The following is an 18,580-nucleotide window of genomic DNA, read 5'->3' as shown; positions in this document are numbered from 1 at the left end:
ACTAATATCAGATATATCTATCTGTACTGCACCGAAATTTTTATTTCACTAAATGGCTGTTAACGAAAACGCCGAACTCGAAGAGCTAATCCGTAACGCCACTGGCGGCGGCGTAAGTGTGCCTACCACCGAACCGGAACCCACGGACGAAGGAGATGGACTGGACTTTGACACCTTGCTATTGGTAGCAAGACGCAGCCTGCTGTGGCTGCTACTGCTCATCGGTTTGGGTTTGACAGGCTCTTGGCTGTTTTTGCGCTACACGAAACCAGTATACCAATCATCTTCGGTCTTGAAAATAGACGAGAAAACGGAAGCTGGCGCACTTGGTTTAGGTGGTGCTCTTGGTACTACTGTTGATAATCAGCAGAGCATTAACAAATTGTCGGGAGAAGTTGAGTTAATTAAATCTAATATTATTTATCGTCGACTGCGCGACTCGCTTGACCTAAACGTGAATTATTACGAGGAAGGAACAGTACTGGAGTCGGAGTTATATGGCATTTCTCCTTTTCGAGTGGAGTACAAGGGGGATATTATTTATAATATCAAGTTTAACCTCAAATTCACTAGCCCGCAGCAATTCCGGCTTAGTTACTTAATAGGCGGCCAAGAACAGACTTCAGAGCACAAATTAAACCAGCCATTTCAAATTGGAGGAATGACCTTGCTAGTGCGGCCTAGCCCCTTGTTTAATAAGGAAGCGCTGGAGCGTAGATATCATTTTATTATCAATGATGAAGGCGCCATCAATGGTTACCTCGACCGCAACTTATTAGTTGAAATAGTAAATCCAAACGCCAACACCATTCAAATTTCTTTTCAAGAATTCAATCCTGCTAAAGCGCGAGCTATTGTCAACAAAATTGACACAGTTTATTTGCAGGAAAAATTAATACAGAAACAAGCCGGTTATGCCAAAACTCTGCAGTTTCTAGATCAACAACTAGGAGAAAATGGGCAGAATTTGCAAGGCGCTGCAAAGGAGTTGCAGAATTTTGTAAAACGAACTAAAACGTATGATGTTCGCTCTAGTGTTACGGAGCTACGGGGTCGGATTGAGAAGCTAGAGGAAGAGCAGCAATTGCTCGACGACAAGCGGCAACTGTTGGAAGATTTGGCGGGTATGGTAGAACGCGGAAGTATAGCTTCGCGCGAAGATGTAACTGTGGAAGAAAGCATTCCTGGTTTGGCTACACTGGCCGACGCGCAGCTTTCGCAACAACTTGGTGAGTTAAATTCTATGTTGTTCGACTTACGCCGGGTAGAGCGTTCCAACAGAGAAACCACAGAAGCTGTACAGTCGCGTAAAGACCGTATAGAATATATTAAGAGCAACATTCGGCGTACGTTAACCCAAAGCCAACTTCAACTGCGTAAGCAGGCGGTGAAGCTGGCTCGTCAACGCGACAATTACAGTGCTGAACTACAACGCCTGCCCGAAAGAGCCACTGAGGAAGATCAGCTGAAGCGTCCGTTGGCACTGTATGAGAATACCTATACTATGTTGATGGGCAAAAAAGCCGACTTCAATATTGCTATAGCTGGTACTACTCCTGATTTTCAAATTCTCTCGCCGGCTAGTATGCCCGGTAACCCCATCTCGCCCGTGCGGCTGATGGTATATGCTATAGGACTGGCTAGTGGTATTGTGTTGGGGTTGGGACTGATTGCAGTCCGGTATCTCATGCACAACACAGTAACTAATGTGCGTGAGCTGGAGCGAGCTACTACGGCTTCGGTACTCGGGGTAATTCCTACTTACGACAAAGAAAGAATGGCGGTATCGAAGCTAGTCGTTGATAAAAGCCCTAAGTCCGCCATCAGCGAATCCATTCGTTCCATACGAACGAACCTGGACTTCATAAGTTCTTCCAAAAAGAAGCGGATGATTTCCGTAACGTCCACTGTTTCTGGGGAGGGAAAGACTTTTGTATCCGTGAATCTAGGCGGCATCATTGCTCTGTCGGAGCAACGTGTAGTGATTCTGGATCTGGATATGCGGAAGCCTAAAGTGAACCTAGCCTTTGGGGCAGAAAACAGTAAAGGTGTAAGTACTATTCTTATCGACAAGCATACGGTGCTGGAGTGTGTGCAACACACTTCGATTCCTACGCTCGACTTTATTTCGGCCGGCCCAACGCCACCCAATCCATCGGAATTAATATTAAGCCCTCGGTTTGATGAAATGCTGGCTGAATTACACCAAGTATATGATGTTATTCTTATCGACACACCCCCAGTGGGACTCGTGACAGACGGCATCTTGATTATGCGCAAAGCGGATATACCTATATATATTGTACGTGCTAACTATTCAAAGAAGACGTTCCTGAAAAATATCAATAAGCTCATTCGGGCAAACAGCTTCACTCGGCTTTGTACTATCCTTAATGATGCTCGTGCAACTGGCCTTTATGGTTATGGCTATGGTTATGGGTACGGCTATGGATATGGCCAGGGCTATTACGAGGAAACCAAACCTGTTGAAAGCACACTGACGCGCTTGCGTAAGCGTTTTTCCTGATACCATCCTCAACTTTTCGTATGGTATCGTTACTGCAAAAATGGTTTGGAAGTAAACCGACTTCGGCTGAACCCCTGACCGGAGGGCTTAGTACCCTCCAAACAGATATGCATTCGCATGTACTGCCTGGGCTTGATGACGGTGCCGAAACAGTAGAGCAGTCCGTGGCGCTTTTGCGGGAGTTGCGGGCCTTGGGCTACCGCAAAGTGATAATGACGCCTCACATTATGGGCGACTTTTACAAGAACACTCCCGAAGGTATCAAGGCGGCATTGGTCGCTATGCAACGCGCTGCCACTGAGGCCGGCTTAGCAGATATGGAGCTAGAGTGCGCCGCGGAATACTATCTGGATGAGTGGTTTGGGCAGCGTCTGGAGCGGAACGACGACCTGCTTACTTTTGGCGGGGCAAAACGGTACTTGCTGTTCGAGACCAGCTATATCAACGAACCCTTCAACTTAGCTGAAACAGTGTTTCGGTTGCAGAGTATGGGATATCAGCCCGTGCTGGCTCATCCCGAGCGTTACACGTACTTTTACGGGCGCTTTGATGATTTGAAAAGGATACGCGAGAACGGGGCTCTGCTGCAAGTAAATCTTAATTCGTTGGCCGGGTACTATTCATCGGGGGCTAAAAGAGTGGCCGAAAAGCTAATAGATGCTCATATGGTAGATATGGTGGGCACTGATGCACATAACATCAAGCATACCCACATACTGCGTGACAAAACGTTGGCGACTGAATACCTGCTCAAGTTGTTGGAGTTGCCTCTATTGAACAACACTTTATAGAAAATCGGATGGTTGAATTATTCACTGGTTGCCGTTCATTCATCTGTATTTTTGAGCGACCAGCCGGTTAGCAATTCAACTATTCACTCTATGATTTTCGTCACCGGCGGTAGCGGCCTTGTAGGAAGTTTCCTGATTCCGGCGCTAGTGGCGCGCGGCTTAGCCGTGCGTGCGCTGTACCGTGAGCAGATACCAGCTATTGAGGCTGCTGCGGCAGTGGAATGGGTGGAAGGAGATGTGCGTGATTCGGCTTTGTTGAAAACCGTTTTAGAAGGAGTGTCTCACGTATTTCACTGCGCCGGTCTCGTGTCATACGCGCCACAAGACGAGGAGGCGTTGCTACAGGTAAATGTCGAGGGCACAGCGGCCGTGGTGGATGCTTGTTTAGAGCGGCCAGGACTGCGGCTTTGTCAAGTATCGTCAGTCGCGGCGTTAGGCGGCGCTTCTATGGAGACGGAAGAGGCGCCGCCTAGCGCAACTCCACAGGTTCTCGATGAACAAAGCAAGTGGGATTTAGGAGCGGCACATGGGGCCTATGCCACGTCAAAATACTTGGCCGAACTAGAAGTGTGGCGAGGCATATCGGAAGGGCTTTCGGCTATTATGGTCAATCCATCTGTGATTTTGGGCCCCGCTGACTGGACCCGTAGCAGCACCCGCCTCTTCCGCTACGCCTGGGAACAACACTATTTCTACACGCCTGGCAGCCTCAATGTAGTGGATGTACGAGATGTGGTAGACATGATGCTGCATCTTACGCTGGACTCACATGCGAGCGGCGAGCGGTACGTGCTAAACGGCGGCACCTTGCCCTTACAAGAGTTCCTGAGTCAGGCGGCTGCCTGCTTCGGCAAAAAGCCGCCTACTATTGCTGTGCCCGATTGGGCTGCTGAAACTATCTGGCGCCTAGAGCATATACGAGCCATCTTAACCGGCGCACGACCTCTTATCACCAAAGACACTGCCCGTGCTGGTCGTCGTCGGACTACCTACCGCGCCGATAAAGTGAAGCGCGCTACCGGAAAGTCATTTCGGCCGCTCCAAGAAACCATAGAATGGTGTTGTAGCGAGTTAGCGAGTAATGAACTGGCCAAATAGCGAGGCAACAAGTTTGGAAACCTGTTTGTGCAGATTCAGTAACTAGCACTAATACAATCTTAAGCGCATTAGTCTACCGTTTCACCACCTCAACACTCAGCTATCTTACCATTTCAGCATGAACTTGCCGGCCTCCGGTGCGGTTGTTGTATATTAGGCCATAACCCTTTTGAAGGGCATTTCTACCCGACTAAGTTTGCTAAGGCTGCCGTTTTGACGGTCTGGCACTTGATTGTAGCTGAATGAGAATGAACGAAAATTTTGAGGACCGGGACGAGGTATTGGACACCGTGCGCCGTTTCGAGCGAATGGTAGCCCACAATGAGCCCGTCTTTTTTGATTTGGCCGACTTCGAAAACATCATCGACCACTACACCACCAACACCCAATACGACAAAGCCTTACAGGCTTGCGAAGCCGCTATTGCCCAATACCCTTTTAGCACCGAGCTACTCATCGACCGGTCACAGGTGCTAGCCATGAAAGGCGAGTACACAGCGGCAGCCACGCAGATTGAAAATGTGGCGCAACTCGACCCCGATAATCCGGATGTAGCGGTAACTCGCGGCATTATTGCCACCCAAAAAGGTGAGTTTGCCGAAGCGGTAGCTTACTTTCTGCAAGCTGCTGAACGAGCTCCTGACCGCGACGACATCTATTTCAACCTTGGGCTAGCGTACCAGAGCTGGCAAAAGTTTAAAAGTGCAGCCAAGTACTACAAGAAAAGCTTGCGCTTGAACATGGAAAATGACGTGGCCGTACAGGAACTGCTCTATTGCTTGGAAGTAAGTGAGCGCCTGGAAAGCAATTTGGATTTTTTTCAGCGATTCACCGACGAGGATCCTTATTCGGCAGTGGCGTGGTATAATCTCGGGCAGGCCTACTACCGGTTAGAGCAGTTTGACAAGGCAGTAGCGGCTTTTGAATATGCTATTCTAGTTGATTCGAAGTTTCAGGAGGCGCATGCCTACTTGGCTAGCACGTACGTTAGTCAGGAGAAATACCAGGAAGCAATTCAGGAGTTTGAGTTGAGTTATGAGGAAGGCAAGCCCACTCCCGAAGCGCTGTGCAATATTGGTGAGTGCCACGAGAAGCTACGGCAGTGGGACTTATCACGCCGTTTCTACCAACGAGCCATTGACCTAGATCCTGAAATGGACGAAGCTTGGTTTGGTATTGGCATCATCATGAACGAGCAAGAGCGGCATTTCGAAGCTATTCACTTCTTCCGGAAGGCGGTGGAACTGTATGCCGAAAGTGTGGAATATTGGCTGGCTCTGGCCGCAGCCGAATACCAGGTAGGCAATGTAGTAAGCGCGCTGGAAGCCTACGAAAAAGCCACGGAAACAGCGCCCGACAACAAAGATGCTTGGCTGAACTGGAGCATCATCCTCTATGAGCAAGGCAATTTCGACGGGGCCATTGATTTAATGCGCAACGCCGTTGAGGTTCAGCCGGGAGAAGCAGAGTTGCATTACCGTTTGTGTGCCTATCTGCTAGCCGCAGGACGTTACCGCGAAGCGTACGAGACACTGGAAAATGCCTTAGTTCTGGATTTCGATAAGCACCGACTGTTATTTGATTACTTTCCGGAGCTAGAATCGCAGAAGGCATTAGCTCGTCTGATCGACCAGTATCGGAAATAGAGTTGTAGGAGCTTGGGGATTTGGTGGTTCAGGTTAACTGAACGCTAAGTCCCCAAGCTCTTTTTGTGCCCCGCGTTTTGCCCGTACTTTTGCCGCCATCTTCACCTGAATTCTTAGGGCCGAGAAAAGCTCGTACTCCAAGAACCCAATGTTCTAATCGAATGAATTATCATCTCTCCCAACTGCCCGAACGTACTGACAAACCCCGTGAGCAAGGTTTCACGATGGTGATGGACAAGGGCCTGAGCGTGCGCGAAACCGAAGATTTTCTGGAGGTCAGTGCCCCTTACACCGATATTGTGAAGCTGGGCTGGGCCACTTCTTATGTTACGCCTAACTTGAAGCGTAAGCTGGAAGTGTACAAGGAGGCGGGAATTCCGGTTTATTTCGGGGGCACGTTGTTCGAGGCATTCATTATTCGAAACCAATTCGACGACTACCGGCGGTTGCTAACCGAATTTGGCATGGAGTACGCCGAAGTATCGGATGGTTCCATTGACCTCAATCACGACCGAAAGTTGGAATACATTCGGGAACTGGCTCAGGATGTGAAGGTGCTGTCGGAGGTAGGATCGAAGGATGCAGAAAAGATTATTCCACCTTACAAGTGGATTTCGCAGATGCGAACCGAACTCGAAGCCGGTGCCGTGAAGGTAATTGGTGAGGCCCGAGAGGCGGGCAACGTTGGACTGTTCCGGAGCACTGGGGAGGTTCGTTCGGGTCTGGTAGAGGAAATTCTAACTCAGATTCCGTCGGAAAAAATTTTATGGGAAGCCCCGCAGAAAGCGCAGCAGGTTTGGTTCATCAAGCTGCTCGGAGCCAACGTTAACTTGGGCAACATTGCACCCAACGAAATAGTGAGCTTGGAAACCATTCGCCTCGGTCTTCGCGGCGACACGTTCACCCATTTCCTTGACATGGACAATGTAGATGAGGACTTCCGGCCAGAAAAGCCTACTGGCAAGCCTGGCACATCTATGCCGCGTGGATAGAGACAAGCTGCATTGTTGAGCGTAGCTGTATTATATGTGCCTAGGCTAGGGAAGAAGTCTACTTATTACGCTTGCCGCAGTACAAGTGGAGCCCATGCTGTACCAGCTAAACAGGTAAGAGTAGGGAAGCACAAGAGCCGCTTGGTGTACACCAAGCGGCTCTTGTGCTTTTGAAAAACTGCTTACAGCGTGACGCTGAACGTAGTGCCTTTGCCTGGGACACTTTCCACTTCGAGGCGGCCACCGTGGTCTTCTACTATACGGTGAATCAGATAAAGCCCAGCACCCGACCCAGTAGACTGAGAGCGGGAAGAGCGGCTGCCGCCGCGCGGCGGCTCCATGCCCAGTCCGTTGTCTTGCACAACGAGCTGCGCACGACCATTGGCAGTGTGCCTGCTTTCAAGCCGCAACCGCAGGGGGCGGCTTGGATCGTGTTGACGGATAGAGTTGCTGAGCAAGTTGGTAATGATACTCAGTAAGTGCGGACGGACATACGACACAGTTGGCAGACTCTGGAAGTGGGTGGAAACCTCACCACCTGAAGCGCGCAGATGAGGATGCAAACCGAGTAAGGCCTCCCGCGTTACGGTAGCCAACGAGAGTTCTTCGGCTGGTAACTGATTTTGGTCTAGCGCTTTTACTAGCTGCATCAGGTTGCGAACCGTGTTGTTCCACCGAGTCAAGCTGTTATCAGCCATTACAAGCAGCGCATTAGCGTCGGGGTCGTGGAAGGTAACGGCTTCGCGCATCTGGCCAAATAAAGCGTGTAGGTTATGGATTGGCTGACGCAGCTCACTTGCCGCGGCCTGCACAAAGGCATCAAGCTCCCGGTTGTTGCGGAGTAAATCTTCGTTTTGCTTCCGTAATTGAAAAGTGGTTTGTTTCAACTCCTGAATGTCAGTACTAGTGCCATACCACTTCACAATGGTGCCGTCGGCATCGCGCAGGGGCTGGGCGCGGTGCAGAAACCAGCGTATTTCACCATCGTGCCGTTGGATCTGGCTTTGATACTCCCAGATTTCATCGGGTCCGAAATCATGCTGCAATTTACCAAGAGCTTGTACCACATCGTCGCCTGGAACTACGTTTTGCCCTTTTAAGTCAGCCTGTTGCTGTGTTTTAGGACCGATGTAGGTAGCCCCAGCTTGATTTAGAGTGTCAGCAGTACCGTCGGGTTTCAGAGTCCAAAGCAGCTGAGGCAAATTATCAGTAAGCTCTTTACATGGATCTTCTTCCAACGAATTGGGAGGCGTAGGAGTAGAGTCTGGAGACTGATCTTGCACATCAGTCAGGGTGCCAAACCAGCGGCTGATGCGGCCCGCCTCGTTCCGCTCCGGCTCCATATGCCCCAGATGAAGCCGGTACTCACCGTCGTGGCGACGAATGCGGGCTTGCCAGCTCCATGCCTCGCCTTTGCGCAAGTGTTCGGGTAGCTCTTGTAATACCTGTGCCCAGTCATCGGAATTCAAGGCATCCACCCAATCGTGGGTACGAAGCACATCGGTGGTTTGTCCAGTATAAGCAAACCATTGCGGGCTCAAATATTCCACTACGCCCTCGGCAGAGCTAATAGAGGTTATCTGAGGCAGGTGCTCTACTATTTCTTGGTAAGATGCAGTGACAACCGGTGTGGTGGCTGGTCGGAACCGGCTGGTTACGTCCTGCCCAAACACTAGCACGCCCGAAATCTGCTGATTGGCGTCGCGTAGAGGCTGAATGCTGACGTTGAAATAATGCGGCGTTGCTTCAGTGCCTGGCAGCACTAACTCGCGCGCTACAAAGGGTTGCCCGGTTTGGTATGTACTGGTTAATGCCGTTAGCGCATCCGAGGCCTGTAAAGCCATTAGCACATCGGCCGCCAAACGATCAAGCAACTTGTCTTGCCCAAGTAAGGATGCCAATTTGGGGCTCGCATAACTAACGCGGAGCTCGGGTCCACGCAAGGTCAGGACGTAGCCCGGCAAGTGTGCCAAGGCATCCCGCAACTGCATTAATTCGTTGTCGGGCTCGGTGGACTGGCTAGTTGCTGGTTGAGGGAGAGTTGGGGTGGTGACGTGTGCCGTAGCGAGCCAATAGCTGCCTGCTCTCGAGCCTAATACTATCCGGGTCAAGGAAGGCTGCCACCATCGTGCGGGCTGCCCATTGCCAACCGGCCAAGCAACCGGCAGCAGTGCAGGCGGTTGTACCCACGGTGTAGAACGAACTACGCTGTAGGCATAAGCCCACGCGGTAGCTACCGGTCCCAGTTGAGACTGAGCGTGTTGCAAGGACCGACCAGCAAGTACCGCTGGTACTGCATCAGACGAAAGCTCCGCCATGCCTACACTGCTAGCTATGATGTTGCCATCGTTGTCTAGCAAAAGAGTAGGGGTAGGCAGGTAAGAAAAGGCCTCAGCAAACGGGTGTGACGTTGACTGAGTAATAGAAGCAACAGGCATTAGTAGGGCGCGAAAAGCAACTTGTTAGTAGGGGAGCTGCTTAAAAGTGAGGTTTTACCCCCGATACTCTTAATATCATAATTAAATTATTACAAGTATATTTAATTATTCTCAGATCACTACTGTGGAGCTGACATTTTACTACATAATACGTCGAAATTCCCTAAGTGAGATTGTGTGCTCCGAAAAAAATGCTGGTAGATAAGGTTTCATTGCCATTTAAGCCTTTTTTACTAGCAGTAAAACTCGACAGTAGTATTCCAATCATTAGTGTTCCGCGCAACTGTAGAGCTTGCTTGATAGATGCCGAAACTTCATTATTCGGGTTTCGCATGGAATGCTAAACTTAGCTCACCTACAATTTGATGATTATAAGCGGGTGGTAAAAAGCATAAACCAGCTTGACCATAAATAGTGCACGTCATGAGTTGGTATTCACACTAGTTGAAAACGAGGCTATGCTACACATTCAACTGACTCCCTTTCCTGAACTTCGTACCCAACGCCTAGTGCTGCGTCAACTTCAGCAAACCGACGCCTCCGCTCTATTGCAGCAGCGCTCCGATGAGCGCATTATTCGTTACTTGGATCGGGAGCCGGACAGTTCCCTAGACCAAACAACCGCTCTTATTGAGCGAATAGAGCAAAATGCGGTTGATAATCTTGGCGTGACTTGGGGCATTGTACGCCCTGCTGCTTCTCATGACTTGCTGGGCACGATTGGGTTGTGGCGCATCATAGCCGAACATCACCGCGCCGAAATAGGCTACGGGCTCCACCCCGACTATTGGCAACAGGGTATCATGAGTGAAGCTTTGGAGGCAGTACTTGACTTTGGATTTCGGCAGCTGAAACTACATAGCGTAGAGGCCAACGTTAACCCAAACAACACCGCATCTAGGCGACTATTAGAAAAGCACGGCTTTGTGCAAGAGGCCCATTTTCGGCAGAATTACTTTTTCCGAGGACAGTTTCTGGATTCAGTTATTTATTCCGTGCTCACACCGGCGGCAGTGGCAACAGAGCTGTAAGCGTAACAATACCAGCGAGAAAGAAGTAGGAGAAAGAGATTCATTCGCCTCCACTTCTTTATATGCTACGATTTTTGTCCCGGTTGCCGGTAGCCACTGTGTTACTGCTCGCTGCAGCTTGCAACCAAGGTAAGCCTGCCGCCGATACGCCCACTAATACGCCTGCTGCCGCTACTGCTGCTCCTGACTCGACTGCTCCAACCGCCACGGCCCCACCGCTGCCGAAGCCTTACGCCACCAAATCTGCTACTAAACGCAGCAAGGTGATCGGCTGGCCCGCCGGCAAAACGCCGGTGGTGCCTGCTGGTTTTGCGGTGGCCGAATACGCTGGTGGCCTTAACAGTCCGCGGTGGGCCTATGTAACCCCGAATGGGGATGTGCTGGTGGCCGAGGCTAATACCATTCCGACTTCTCTCAAGAAAAAAGTAACGGCCAAACTAGACCTCGACCCTTCAAAGTCGCTGAAGGAAACCAGTGCCAACCGCATCACATTGCTGCGCGACACCAACAAAGACGGTAAACCAGACGTGCGCGAAACCTTTCTAGCCGGACTCAACCAGCCGTTCGGGATGTTAGTGTTAGGCAATTATTTTTATGTGGCTAATACCGACGGCGTGTTACGCTACGCATACAAATCCGGCCAAACCAAGATAACTGGCCCCGGCGAGAAAATTCTGACGCTGCCCGGCAAAGGCTATAACAACCACTGGACCCGAAACTTGGTGGCCAACGCCAGCGGTACAAAGATTTACGTGAGCGTGGGCTCTAGCTCCAACGTGGGCGAAAACGGCATGGAGTACGAGCAGCGCCGGGCTAATATTTTGGAAATCAACCCCGATGGTTCCGACGAGAAAGTATACGCTGCTGGCCTACGCAACCCGGTAGGCATGGACTGGAACCCGACCACTAAAGCCTTGTGGACAGCCGTAAATGAGCGAGATGAACTAGGAGATGACTTGGTGCCCGACTACCTAACCAGTGTACAGCCCGGCGCTTTTTACGGCTGGCCCTACTCGTATTTTGGCCAGAACGAGGACCCGCGCCGCAAAGGAGAGCGGCCCGATTTGGTCGAGAAAGCCATAGTCCCGGAAGTTCCGCTTAGTCCGCACTCGGCGTCGCTAGGGCTGGCTTTTTATGATGGCAAAGCCTTCCCGGCTAAGTATCAGAAGGGTGCTTTTGTGGGGCAGCATGGGTCTTGGAACCGCTCGGAGTTTACGGGCTACAAAGTTGTTTTTGTGCCATTTAAAGAGGGTAAGCCAGCGGGTAGCCCCGAGGACTTTGTGAGTGGCTTCGTTGTGGCCAACACCGATAGCAAAGAGGTGTACGGCCGCCCGGTTGGTGTCACGGAATTGCCCGATGGTTCGCTGCTCGTGCTTGATGATGCCGGCAACAAGGTGTGGCGCGTATCGGCGCAAAGCAGCCAGGCGGCAAGTACCTCACCTAAGCGTAACTCGGCTGCGCAACTAGCTAGTACGGTTCGGTAGGGGTGTGCTGCACTGATAAGTAGCAAATTCGCTTGGTGTCATTGACTAATAGTGCTGCTCGATAAAAGCGAGAGAAATAGCAAAGGCATGCTGTGATGACTGGCCAGAATCAGCCAGTTATGCGGCATCATTTCCAGCATCCTGCTCTCAATCCATGTATTCGCCGAAAAAACTGGTCCTGCTCGTTACGTTCATGCTGGTTTGCTTCGGGGCGCAAGCCCAAAAGCAAGCTGGTAAAGCAGATAACGGTTTGCTAAACCCTTCTGCTCATAGCTTGCTGTGGGAAATTTCCGGTAAAGGTCTTGCGCAGCCCTCCTACATGTATGGCACTGTTCATCTGGTGTGCCCCGCTGATATGCGAATGAGCGACCAACTCAAGCAAACCTTCGGCAAAACCCAGCAGGTAGTAATGGAACTGGACATGGACAGTCCCACCATGGCACAGGAGATGCAGCGCAACGTGCTGATGAGCGACGGTCAAAACCTGCAACAGCTACTCTCGGCTTCCGATTACACGGCCGTCGGCAAGTATCTGCGAGCCAATACCAAACTGCCCATTGAGACCGTTGGAGCGGTAAAACCGTTCATTCTAAGCTCAATGCTGTACCCAGTGCTGCTCGGGTGCACGCCGGCCAGCTACGAAGCCACCTTCGTGAAAATGGCGCAAGAAGAAAAAAAGGAAGTGCTGGGCCTGGAAACGGTGCAGGAGCAACTCGGCTTTTTCGACCAGATTCCGTACGCCGACCAAAGCAAAATGCTGGCCGATATGGTGAATCAGGAAGCTGCTGCCAAGCAGGAATTGCAGCAAATGATGGTGCTCTACAAAGCTCAGGACGTAGAGCAACTGCATACCCTGACTTCCAAAAGCCTGTTTGGCTTTCAGAAGTACGAAGACCTGCTGATCGATTCGCGCAACCAACGCTGGATAGCAGGAATCGGGCGCTATGCCACAGCTAAGCCTACTTTTTTTGCGATTGGCGCGGCCCACCTCGGCGGCCCCAAAGGTGTGCTGGCGCTGCTGCGGCAGCAAGGCTACCAAGTTCGGCCGGTGGCGCAGTGATAAATGAGATAGTGCGTTTGGTATTTCAGCAACTCGGTTTGTGCAGCTTTGAGTAGCGAATGCATCATGGTATCACTCGCCTCGCCGAGCTATGTTAATTTTGCTAAAGCGTTTGTTGAGCTACGTGATGCCCTTTACCCGTACGGTGCAGTCCACGATTAGTGGACCGTTGGAAGTAACCTGGTATCAGAGCCGTAAGGTGCTTGACACTCGCCATGCCAACTACTCTTATGGTTCCTTGCAGCGGATACTGCGATACGGGCTCCTATTTGTGGCGCCCGAGCGAGCGAGCCACACCCTTCTATTAGGTTTGGGTGGTGGGTCGGTGGTAGCTACGCTACGGCAAGAGCTTCAGTATCAAGGCTATCTTACGGCTGTGGAACTAGATCCGGTTATGATCGAACTAGCCGATACAGAATTCAATATCCGGCCCGATGCGCAACTGGAAATAGTGTGCGCCGATGCTTTCGAGTGGGTACACACCGCACCAGCGGGCCACTTCGGTCTGATTATCGTGGATTTATTTGTGGATCTAACCTTGCCCAGTGGGCTGCAAACCATCAGGTTCTGGCAAGAACTACGACGGGTGCTACGCCCCAACGGTTACGTGCTCTTCAACACGCTCACGGAAGTACCGTTGTATGTAGCCAACGAAGAGTTGCCGACCTATCTGGAAAGCGTAGGCTTCGCAGTGAAAACACTGGAAGTCGAGCGCCTCAACCAACTACTGGTTCTACAGAAAGAGGATGACGTTTAAGCTCAATGCTACGCTTGCCACAACGTAAGATTGTGCCGTTAAAAGTAAAAAGCAGGAGGGAAGGTGTTCCGAACAATAAACTCACTGCGCGTTCTGCATTGAAGTGAATTTGGGCAGCTACAGCAGCACGTGAAGTTCGCGGCGGCTGTGGCAGCTGCTTAGCTGGGGGTAGAGCTTGAAGAGGTCCGCCCGCAGCAGGTTTCCGTAGCGCCGTTGGGTGTCGGGCACGAGGTTGGGGCCGTAGGCCGTAGGTCGATGAAGGTGGCGGAGGCCACTAGCATGGCAGTGTGGAAGTAATTCTCGGTACTCCGGTGGCTTTCTGCTTTCTTTGTAAACTAAACTGCCTCTCTACGTTATGGAAATTCTGAACCATCTTGTCGATTTCATTCTGCACCTTGACAAGCACCTTGGCGACATTATTCAGGATTATGGGGCATGGACTTACGCCATATTATTCTGCATCATCTTCTTCGAAACCGGCGTGGTGGTACTGCCTTTTCTACCCGGCGACTCGCTGCTGTTCGCGGCGGGCTCCTTGGCTGCGCTGCCGGGTTCGCCCCTGAACGTATGGGCCATGGTGGGCCTGCTGATACTGGCCGCCGTGCTCGGCGACACGCTCAACTACCATATCGGCGACTATTTGGGGCCGCGGGTGTTCCGCGAAAACTCCCGCTTTCTGAAGCGGGAGCACCTGGAACGGACGCAGCAGTTCTACGAAAAACACGGCGCCAAAACTATTATCCTGGCCCGCTTCATCCCAATTATCCGCACGTTTGCGCCGTTTGTGGCAGGTGTGGGCACGATGAGCTACGGCAAATTTCTGTCTTATAATGTGGTGGGGGCAGTGCTCTGGGTGGCTATCCTGACGCTGGCTGGCTATTTCTTCGGGCAAATTCCGGTGGTGCAAAAGAATTTCTCGCTGGTAGTACTGGCCATTATCGGGCTGTCGGTGCTGCCGGTGGTGTTCGAGTTTTTCAAGTCGCGGCGGGCCAGCGGCCGGCCGGTTGCATAAGGCTTACCGTCTGTTGTGGTTCCGCCTGCGGGAAGGAGCCTGAGTTGATTCGTTGAATGGCTTTCCTCGGACTCCTCTTGCCAGGTGGAATAGCAGATTTTCAAAGACAGTTTCTTTTGCAAGAAACCACTCGGGTTCTTTGGGCCGGGTGGTTTTTTTTGTTGCTTGCCTCTCGAAATATCATCCCTCCTTTATGCCCGAATTTGGATTGCTTGGCCGTTCGTTGCAGCATTCTTTTTCCCAGACGTATTTCAGCCAGAAATTCGACAGTCTTCACCTTGCCGGCTATCATTACGAGCTATTCGAACTGCCTTTCATTGACGCGCTGCCCGAGTTACTGAGCCAGCACCCTGACTTGCGCGGCCTGAATGTGACCATTCCTTACAAGGAGCAGGTCTGGCCTTACCTAAGCGAAATAGCCTCTTCGGCTGCCCGCGTGGGGGCCGTAAACGTCATCGAGTTTGCCACTGATGGCCGCCTAATTGGGCACAACACCGACGTTGTTGGATTTCGGTCTTCTCTATCCGGGTTTTTACCGTCTGATTTTGCGGGCCGGGCCCTTATTTTGGGCAGTGGCGGCGCTTCCAAAGCTGTGGAAGTAGTGCTGCGCGACTTGAATATCGGCTACTGGGTTGTATCGCGCAACCCCATGGGCACGGGCCTCACCTACGCCGAACTTACGCCGCAGGTGCTGGAAGACCACCTGCTCGTTGTCAACGCGACTCCCCTTGGCACTTATCCCAATGTCGAGCAACACCCGCCGATTCCGTACGAAGCCCTCAACGCCCAGCATTACCTCTTCGACCTGATTTACAACCCCAGCGAAACCGAGTTTATGCGGCGCGGCCAAGCCATGGGCGCCCACACCAAAAACGGCTTCGAAATGCTTTGTCTCCAAGCAGAAGCCGCCTGGGAAATCTGGCAATAAAAGTGATAATGACAAGTTGGCGGAGCTGGCAACAGCTTTCCTTTTAAAATGCTAGGACTTAAAACACAACAAGACCTTGACGACTGCATAAGTGTCAAGGGCTTGTCTGTTCAGGAAACGCTCGGTTGATAGAGCAATTATTGGGGCGTATTTCCTGGCTGGCAACAACTTCACTGCTTTACTGCCCGCCTCCGCCTTTGTTGCTGCCTTGTTTGCCGTCGTCGTTTTGGATGGAGCGGCGCTGGCGCTGGGAGTTGTCGAGCTTGCCGAAGCGGTAGTTGAACGAGAGGCGAACGGAGCGCTGATACGAGTAGAAGATGTTGCTGCTACGAAACTGAGCGGTTTCGGTGCTGCTGCGAAACTCACGGCCGGGGGCCAGGAAGTTGCTGGCATTGAACGTAATGTCGGCTTTCTCTTTCAGCAAAGTGCGCTTTACGCCGGCAGAGTAGTAGTAGCCGCCAGAGTAGCGGCTTTGGAGTTGCACTCCGCCCGTCCAGAAGCCGCCGTTGGCTTGCAGGCTGTACACCTTGCCTAGTTTCAGCGAGGAATTTATGCTTACAAATGCGTTTAGGCGGTTGTTGGTTTGCTTGAGGGCGGCGCTGTAGAGGCGCGTATAGTCAAGGCTCACGTTGCTGCTCAGGTTCAGGGCCGGCACGGGTTTCAGGGAACCGTACAGGCTGAGGCCGTAGGTGGTGTTGGTGGCAATGTTGCCGAAGGTGGTTTCGGTGCGGGCCAACGAATCGTTGTAGAGGTTGTATTCTTCGATGGAATTGCCGGTACGCCGCACGTAGGTGGAAGCGTTTAGCGAGCTTTTCTCTCCGAACGTACCGTAGCTCAACTCGAAGGCATCCGTAATTTCCGGCGACAGATTGGGGTTGCCGTAGCTGATGCTGTTGGGTGTACTTTGGTTGACGTAGGGGTTGAGGTAATAAATCTGAGGGCGTTGGATGCGGCGGGAATAACTCAGGCGCAATGTCTGGCCCGGCTTCTTGAGCGTGCGCGTGGCGCTAATATTGGGCAGGATGTTCAGGTAGTTGTTGGAGAAGCGGCCCGCCTCGCCCTGAAACTTGCCTTCAATGTCGGTGCGCTCCAGGCGCGTGCCCACACTGAAAGCGTACTTCTTGCCGCCCATGAAATTATAGGTGCCGTAGGCAGCCAGCACGTTCTGCTGGTAGTCGAAAGCGTTGGAGCGCAAAGGGCTACGCGTGAAATCCGACCGATTACTTAGCAGCACGGTGTCGAGGCTGTAGTCGCTGCTTACGCTGCGCCGGATTAGCTTGCCTCCCGTTTCAAGAGTAGTAGAATCACGAAAGGGGTGGGTGTAGTCGGTTTGCAGCGTGGTTTCGAGGTTACGGGCCAAGTTCACGCTGCGCTCCCGGTATTCTAGGGGGCCGTTACGTACGTCGGCACTCTTGTATTGGTCGAGGCGGTAGTTTTGGTCGTTTTGGCTGCGGGTGTGCTGGGCCAGCACGCTCCATTCGCGCCGGGCCTGTGCTTCGCCGAAGGTGCGGGTGTAGCCCGCGTTGATGTCGTAGTTCTGGCTCTCGTAGCGTTGCAGAATGTCGCGGGAGTAAAGCGAGTCGAGCTTGAGTGTGTCCGGGCCGATAGTGGGGTTGAAGTTGTATTGGTTGAACAAGTCCTGGGGCGAGCGACTTTGGTAGGAGTTGCCGTTGCCACTGAGCGTGAAGCTGTGTAGTGGCGACGGGTCGTAGGTGAATTCCACTTGCCCAAAACCTCCCTGGCCCACGTTGCGGGAGTTGGAGCGTTGCTCTAACTGGCCTTCGCCTACCGGGGTGAAGTCGGTGCGGGCGGTACTGCTCTTATAGGGGTATCGGTTCTTGAACCCGCTCAGCTTGGTATTGACCCCAAACTTGCCGCGGCGCACATTCAGGGCGCCGTTGATGCCTTGATTGCGGTTGCCGGTGCTGGCGCCCAAACTGCCGTTGGTACCCTGCAAGCTGTTCTTTTTCAACACAATGTTGATAACCCCGCCCGATCCTTCGGCGTCGTATTTAGCCGACGGGGCCGTAACCACTTCAATAGCTTTGATCTGGTCGGCGGGAATTTGCTTGAGGGCTTCGGCCAAGTTGCCCGACAAGATGGCCGACGGCTTGTTGTTGATCAGGATGCGCACATTGCTGGTGCCTCGTAGCTGCACGTTGCCGTCGTTATCAACGTTGACCATCGGGGTTTTGCGCAGTATGTCGGCGGCGGTACCGCCCGCGTTGGTGGCGTCTTGCTCGGCGTTGTATACGAGGCGGTCTGGCTTGGTTTCCACCAAAGCCCGCTGCCCGGTCACGGTTACTTCGCCTAGCTTCTGCGCAGAAGCTGTAAGCGCCAAAACGCCTAGCGCGGTAGCTTGGGCGCTTACCGTCACGGTTTCGGTGCGGCTGGTGTAGCCCACAAAGCTGACTTGCAATCGAAACGAGCCAGCGGGCAGGTCCTTCAACTCGAACTTGCCTTGTGCATCGCAGGTGCCGCCGGCCACCGGCGTGGTGCCGGTGGCTGGCAGTAGCGTAACAGTAGCGTACTCGACGGGTTTTTGGGTGGCGGCATCCACCACAGTGCCGGTTAGGCGGCCAGTGCCTTTAGCAGTTTGGATTGTGGCTGTTGCGGGCACTTGAGCTTGCGCTAGGGGCATAGCAAGCAGGGCTGCAAGCAGCAAAATAAGCGTTTGTTTCATAGTAAGATTGAGTATTAGAAAGGATAAGCTGCTGTAATAGAAGCCACTGCGCTAAAGAGTCTGCTTGGCAGTAATTGGTGGCACAACGCACTAAAAGTAGCACATAGTGTAGGTGCTACCCGATAAAATTCAA

Annotated in this window: 13 protein-coding genes; 11 read left to right on the top strand and 2 right to left on the bottom strand. The window is 52.2% G+C overall.

Annotated elements, in window-relative coordinates; all coding sequences use genetic code 11:
• Positions 1-52: 52 nt before the first annotated feature.
• The 5 genes from ACFE7X_RS16460 (at position 53) to ACFE7X_RS16440 (ending at position 7,054) form a co-directional block, all read left to right on the top strand.
• A complete protein-coding gene (locus ACFE7X_RS16460; protein ID WP_375436779.1) occupies positions 53-2,527 on the top strand; it encodes a polysaccharide biosynthesis tyrosine autokinase in 2,475 nt (824 codons plus the stop codon).
• A gap of 107 nt (positions 2,528-2,634) precedes the next feature.
• Positions 2,635-3,318, top strand: coding sequence for a tyrosine-protein phosphatase (locus ACFE7X_RS16455; RefSeq protein WP_375436778.1), 684 nt, complete (start codon positions 2,635-2,637; stop codon positions 3,316-3,318).
• Positions 3,319-3,408: 90 nt separating this feature from the next.
• Positions 3,409-4,416 carry an NAD-dependent epimerase/dehydratase family protein gene (locus tag ACFE7X_RS16450; RefSeq protein ID WP_375436777.1) on the top strand — a complete coding sequence of 336 codons (1,008 nt, stop codon included), beginning with the start codon at positions 3,409-3,411 and terminating at the stop codon, positions 4,414-4,416.
• 248 nt (positions 4,417-4,664) lie between these two features.
• Complete coding sequence (locus ACFE7X_RS16445) at positions 4,665-6,062, top strand: tetratricopeptide repeat protein (RefSeq protein ID WP_375436776.1); 1,398 nt, start codon at positions 4,665-4,667, stop codon at positions 6,060-6,062.
• 161 nt (positions 6,063-6,223) lie between these two features.
• Entirely contained in the window at positions 6,224-7,054 is an 831-nt protein-coding gene (locus tag ACFE7X_RS16440; RefSeq protein WP_375436775.1) for a phosphosulfolactate synthase, read from the top strand.
• 182 nt (positions 7,055-7,236) lie between these two features.
• On the opposite strand, the gene ACFE7X_RS16435 is transcribed toward ACFE7X_RS16440, so the two are convergent.
• On the bottom strand, positions 7,237-9,414 hold the full coding sequence (locus ACFE7X_RS16435; RefSeq protein WP_375436774.1) for a PAS domain-containing protein: 2,178 nt from the start codon (positions 9,412-9,414) through the stop codon (positions 7,237-7,239).
• A 536-nt stretch (positions 9,415-9,950) separates the two neighbouring features.
• Between ACFE7X_RS16435 and ACFE7X_RS16430 the strand changes: the two genes are divergently transcribed.
• From ACFE7X_RS16430 to ACFE7X_RS16405, 6 genes are all read left to right on the top strand, one after another.
• On the top strand, positions 9,951-10,523 hold the full coding sequence (locus ACFE7X_RS16430) for a GNAT family N-acetyltransferase (protein WP_375436773.1): 573 nt from the start codon (positions 9,951-9,953) through the stop codon (positions 10,521-10,523).
• 62 nt (positions 10,524-10,585) lie between these two features.
• Positions 10,586-12,007 carry a PQQ-dependent sugar dehydrogenase gene (locus tag ACFE7X_RS16425; RefSeq protein WP_375436772.1) on the top strand — a complete coding sequence of 474 codons (1,422 nt, stop codon included), beginning with the start codon at positions 10,586-10,588 and terminating at the stop codon, positions 12,005-12,007.
• Between the two features lie 154 nt (positions 12,008-12,161).
• Positions 12,162-13,067 carry a TraB/GumN family protein gene (locus tag ACFE7X_RS16420; protein WP_375436771.1) on the top strand — a complete coding sequence of 302 codons (906 nt, stop codon included), beginning with the start codon at positions 12,162-12,164 and terminating at the stop codon, positions 13,065-13,067.
• Between the two features lie 91 nt (positions 13,068-13,158).
• Positions 13,159-13,824, top strand: a complete 666-nt coding sequence (locus ACFE7X_RS16415; protein ID WP_375436770.1) for a spermidine synthase — start codon at positions 13,159-13,161, stop codon at positions 13,822-13,824.
• 355 nt (positions 13,825-14,179) lie between these two features.
• Entirely contained in the window at positions 14,180-14,836 is a 657-nt protein-coding gene (locus tag ACFE7X_RS16410) for a DedA family protein (protein ID WP_375436769.1), read from the top strand.
• Positions 14,837-15,029: 193 nt separating this feature from the next.
• Positions 15,030-15,764 (top strand): shikimate dehydrogenase family protein, encoded by a 735-nt coding sequence (locus ACFE7X_RS16405; protein WP_375436768.1) that lies wholly within the window; start codon positions 15,030-15,032, stop codon positions 15,762-15,764.
• Positions 15,765-15,942: 178 nt separating this feature from the next.
• Here ACFE7X_RS16405 and ACFE7X_RS16400 read toward each other — a convergent pair whose 3' ends face one another.
• Positions 15,943-18,447 carry a TonB-dependent receptor domain-containing protein gene (locus ACFE7X_RS16400; protein WP_375436767.1) on the bottom strand — a complete coding sequence of 835 codons (2,505 nt, stop codon included), beginning with the start codon at positions 18,445-18,447 and terminating at the stop codon, positions 15,943-15,945.
• Positions 18,448-18,580: the final 133 nt, after the last annotated feature.

The organism is uncultured Hymenobacter sp. (assembly GCF_964242765.1).
GTDB lineage: Bacteria > Bacteroidota > Bacteroidia > Cytophagales > Hymenobacteraceae > Hymenobacter.
Note: the sequence above shows the minus strand (reverse complement) of the source record. Positions and strands in the feature narration are given on the sequence as shown.

Excerpts from the sequence above, each read along its gene's own strand:
- ACFE7X_RS16460 (WP_375436779.1), top strand. The coding sequence starts at position 53 with ATGGCTGTTAACGAAAACGCCGAACTCGAAGAGCTAATCCGTAACGCC.
- ACFE7X_RS16445 (WP_375436776.1), top strand. The coding sequence starts at position 4,665 with ATGAACGAAAATTTTGAGGACCGGGACGAGGTATTGGACACCGTGCGC.
- ACFE7X_RS16400 (WP_375436767.1), bottom strand. The coding sequence starts at position 18,447 with ATGAAACAAACGCTTATTTTGCTGCTTGCAGCCCTGCTTGCTATGCCC.
- ACFE7X_RS16405 (WP_375436768.1), top strand. The coding sequence starts at position 15,030 with ATGCCCGAATTTGGATTGCTTGGCCGTTCGTTGCAGCATTCTTTTTCC.
- ACFE7X_RS16425 (WP_375436772.1), top strand. The coding sequence starts at position 10,586 with ATGCTACGATTTTTGTCCCGGTTGCCGGTAGCCACTGTGTTACTGCTC.
- ACFE7X_RS16440 (WP_375436775.1), top strand. The coding sequence starts at position 6,224 with ATGAATTATCATCTCTCCCAACTGCCCGAACGTACTGACAAACCCCGT.
- ACFE7X_RS16430 (WP_375436773.1), top strand. The coding sequence starts at position 9,951 with ATGCTACACATTCAACTGACTCCCTTTCCTGAACTTCGTACCCAACGC.
- ACFE7X_RS16415 (WP_375436770.1), top strand. The coding sequence starts at position 13,159 with ATGTTAATTTTGCTAAAGCGTTTGTTGAGCTACGTGATGCCCTTTACC.
- ACFE7X_RS16410 (WP_375436769.1), top strand. The coding sequence starts at position 14,180 with ATGGAAATTCTGAACCATCTTGTCGATTTCATTCTGCACCTTGACAAG.
- ACFE7X_RS16420 (WP_375436771.1), top strand. The coding sequence starts at position 12,162 with ATGTATTCGCCGAAAAAACTGGTCCTGCTCGTTACGTTCATGCTGGTT.
- ACFE7X_RS16450 (WP_375436777.1), top strand. The coding sequence starts at position 3,409 with ATGATTTTCGTCACCGGCGGTAGCGGCCTTGTAGGAAGTTTCCTGATT.
- ACFE7X_RS16455 (WP_375436778.1), top strand. The coding sequence starts at position 2,635 with ATGCATTCGCATGTACTGCCTGGGCTTGATGACGGTGCCGAAACAGTA.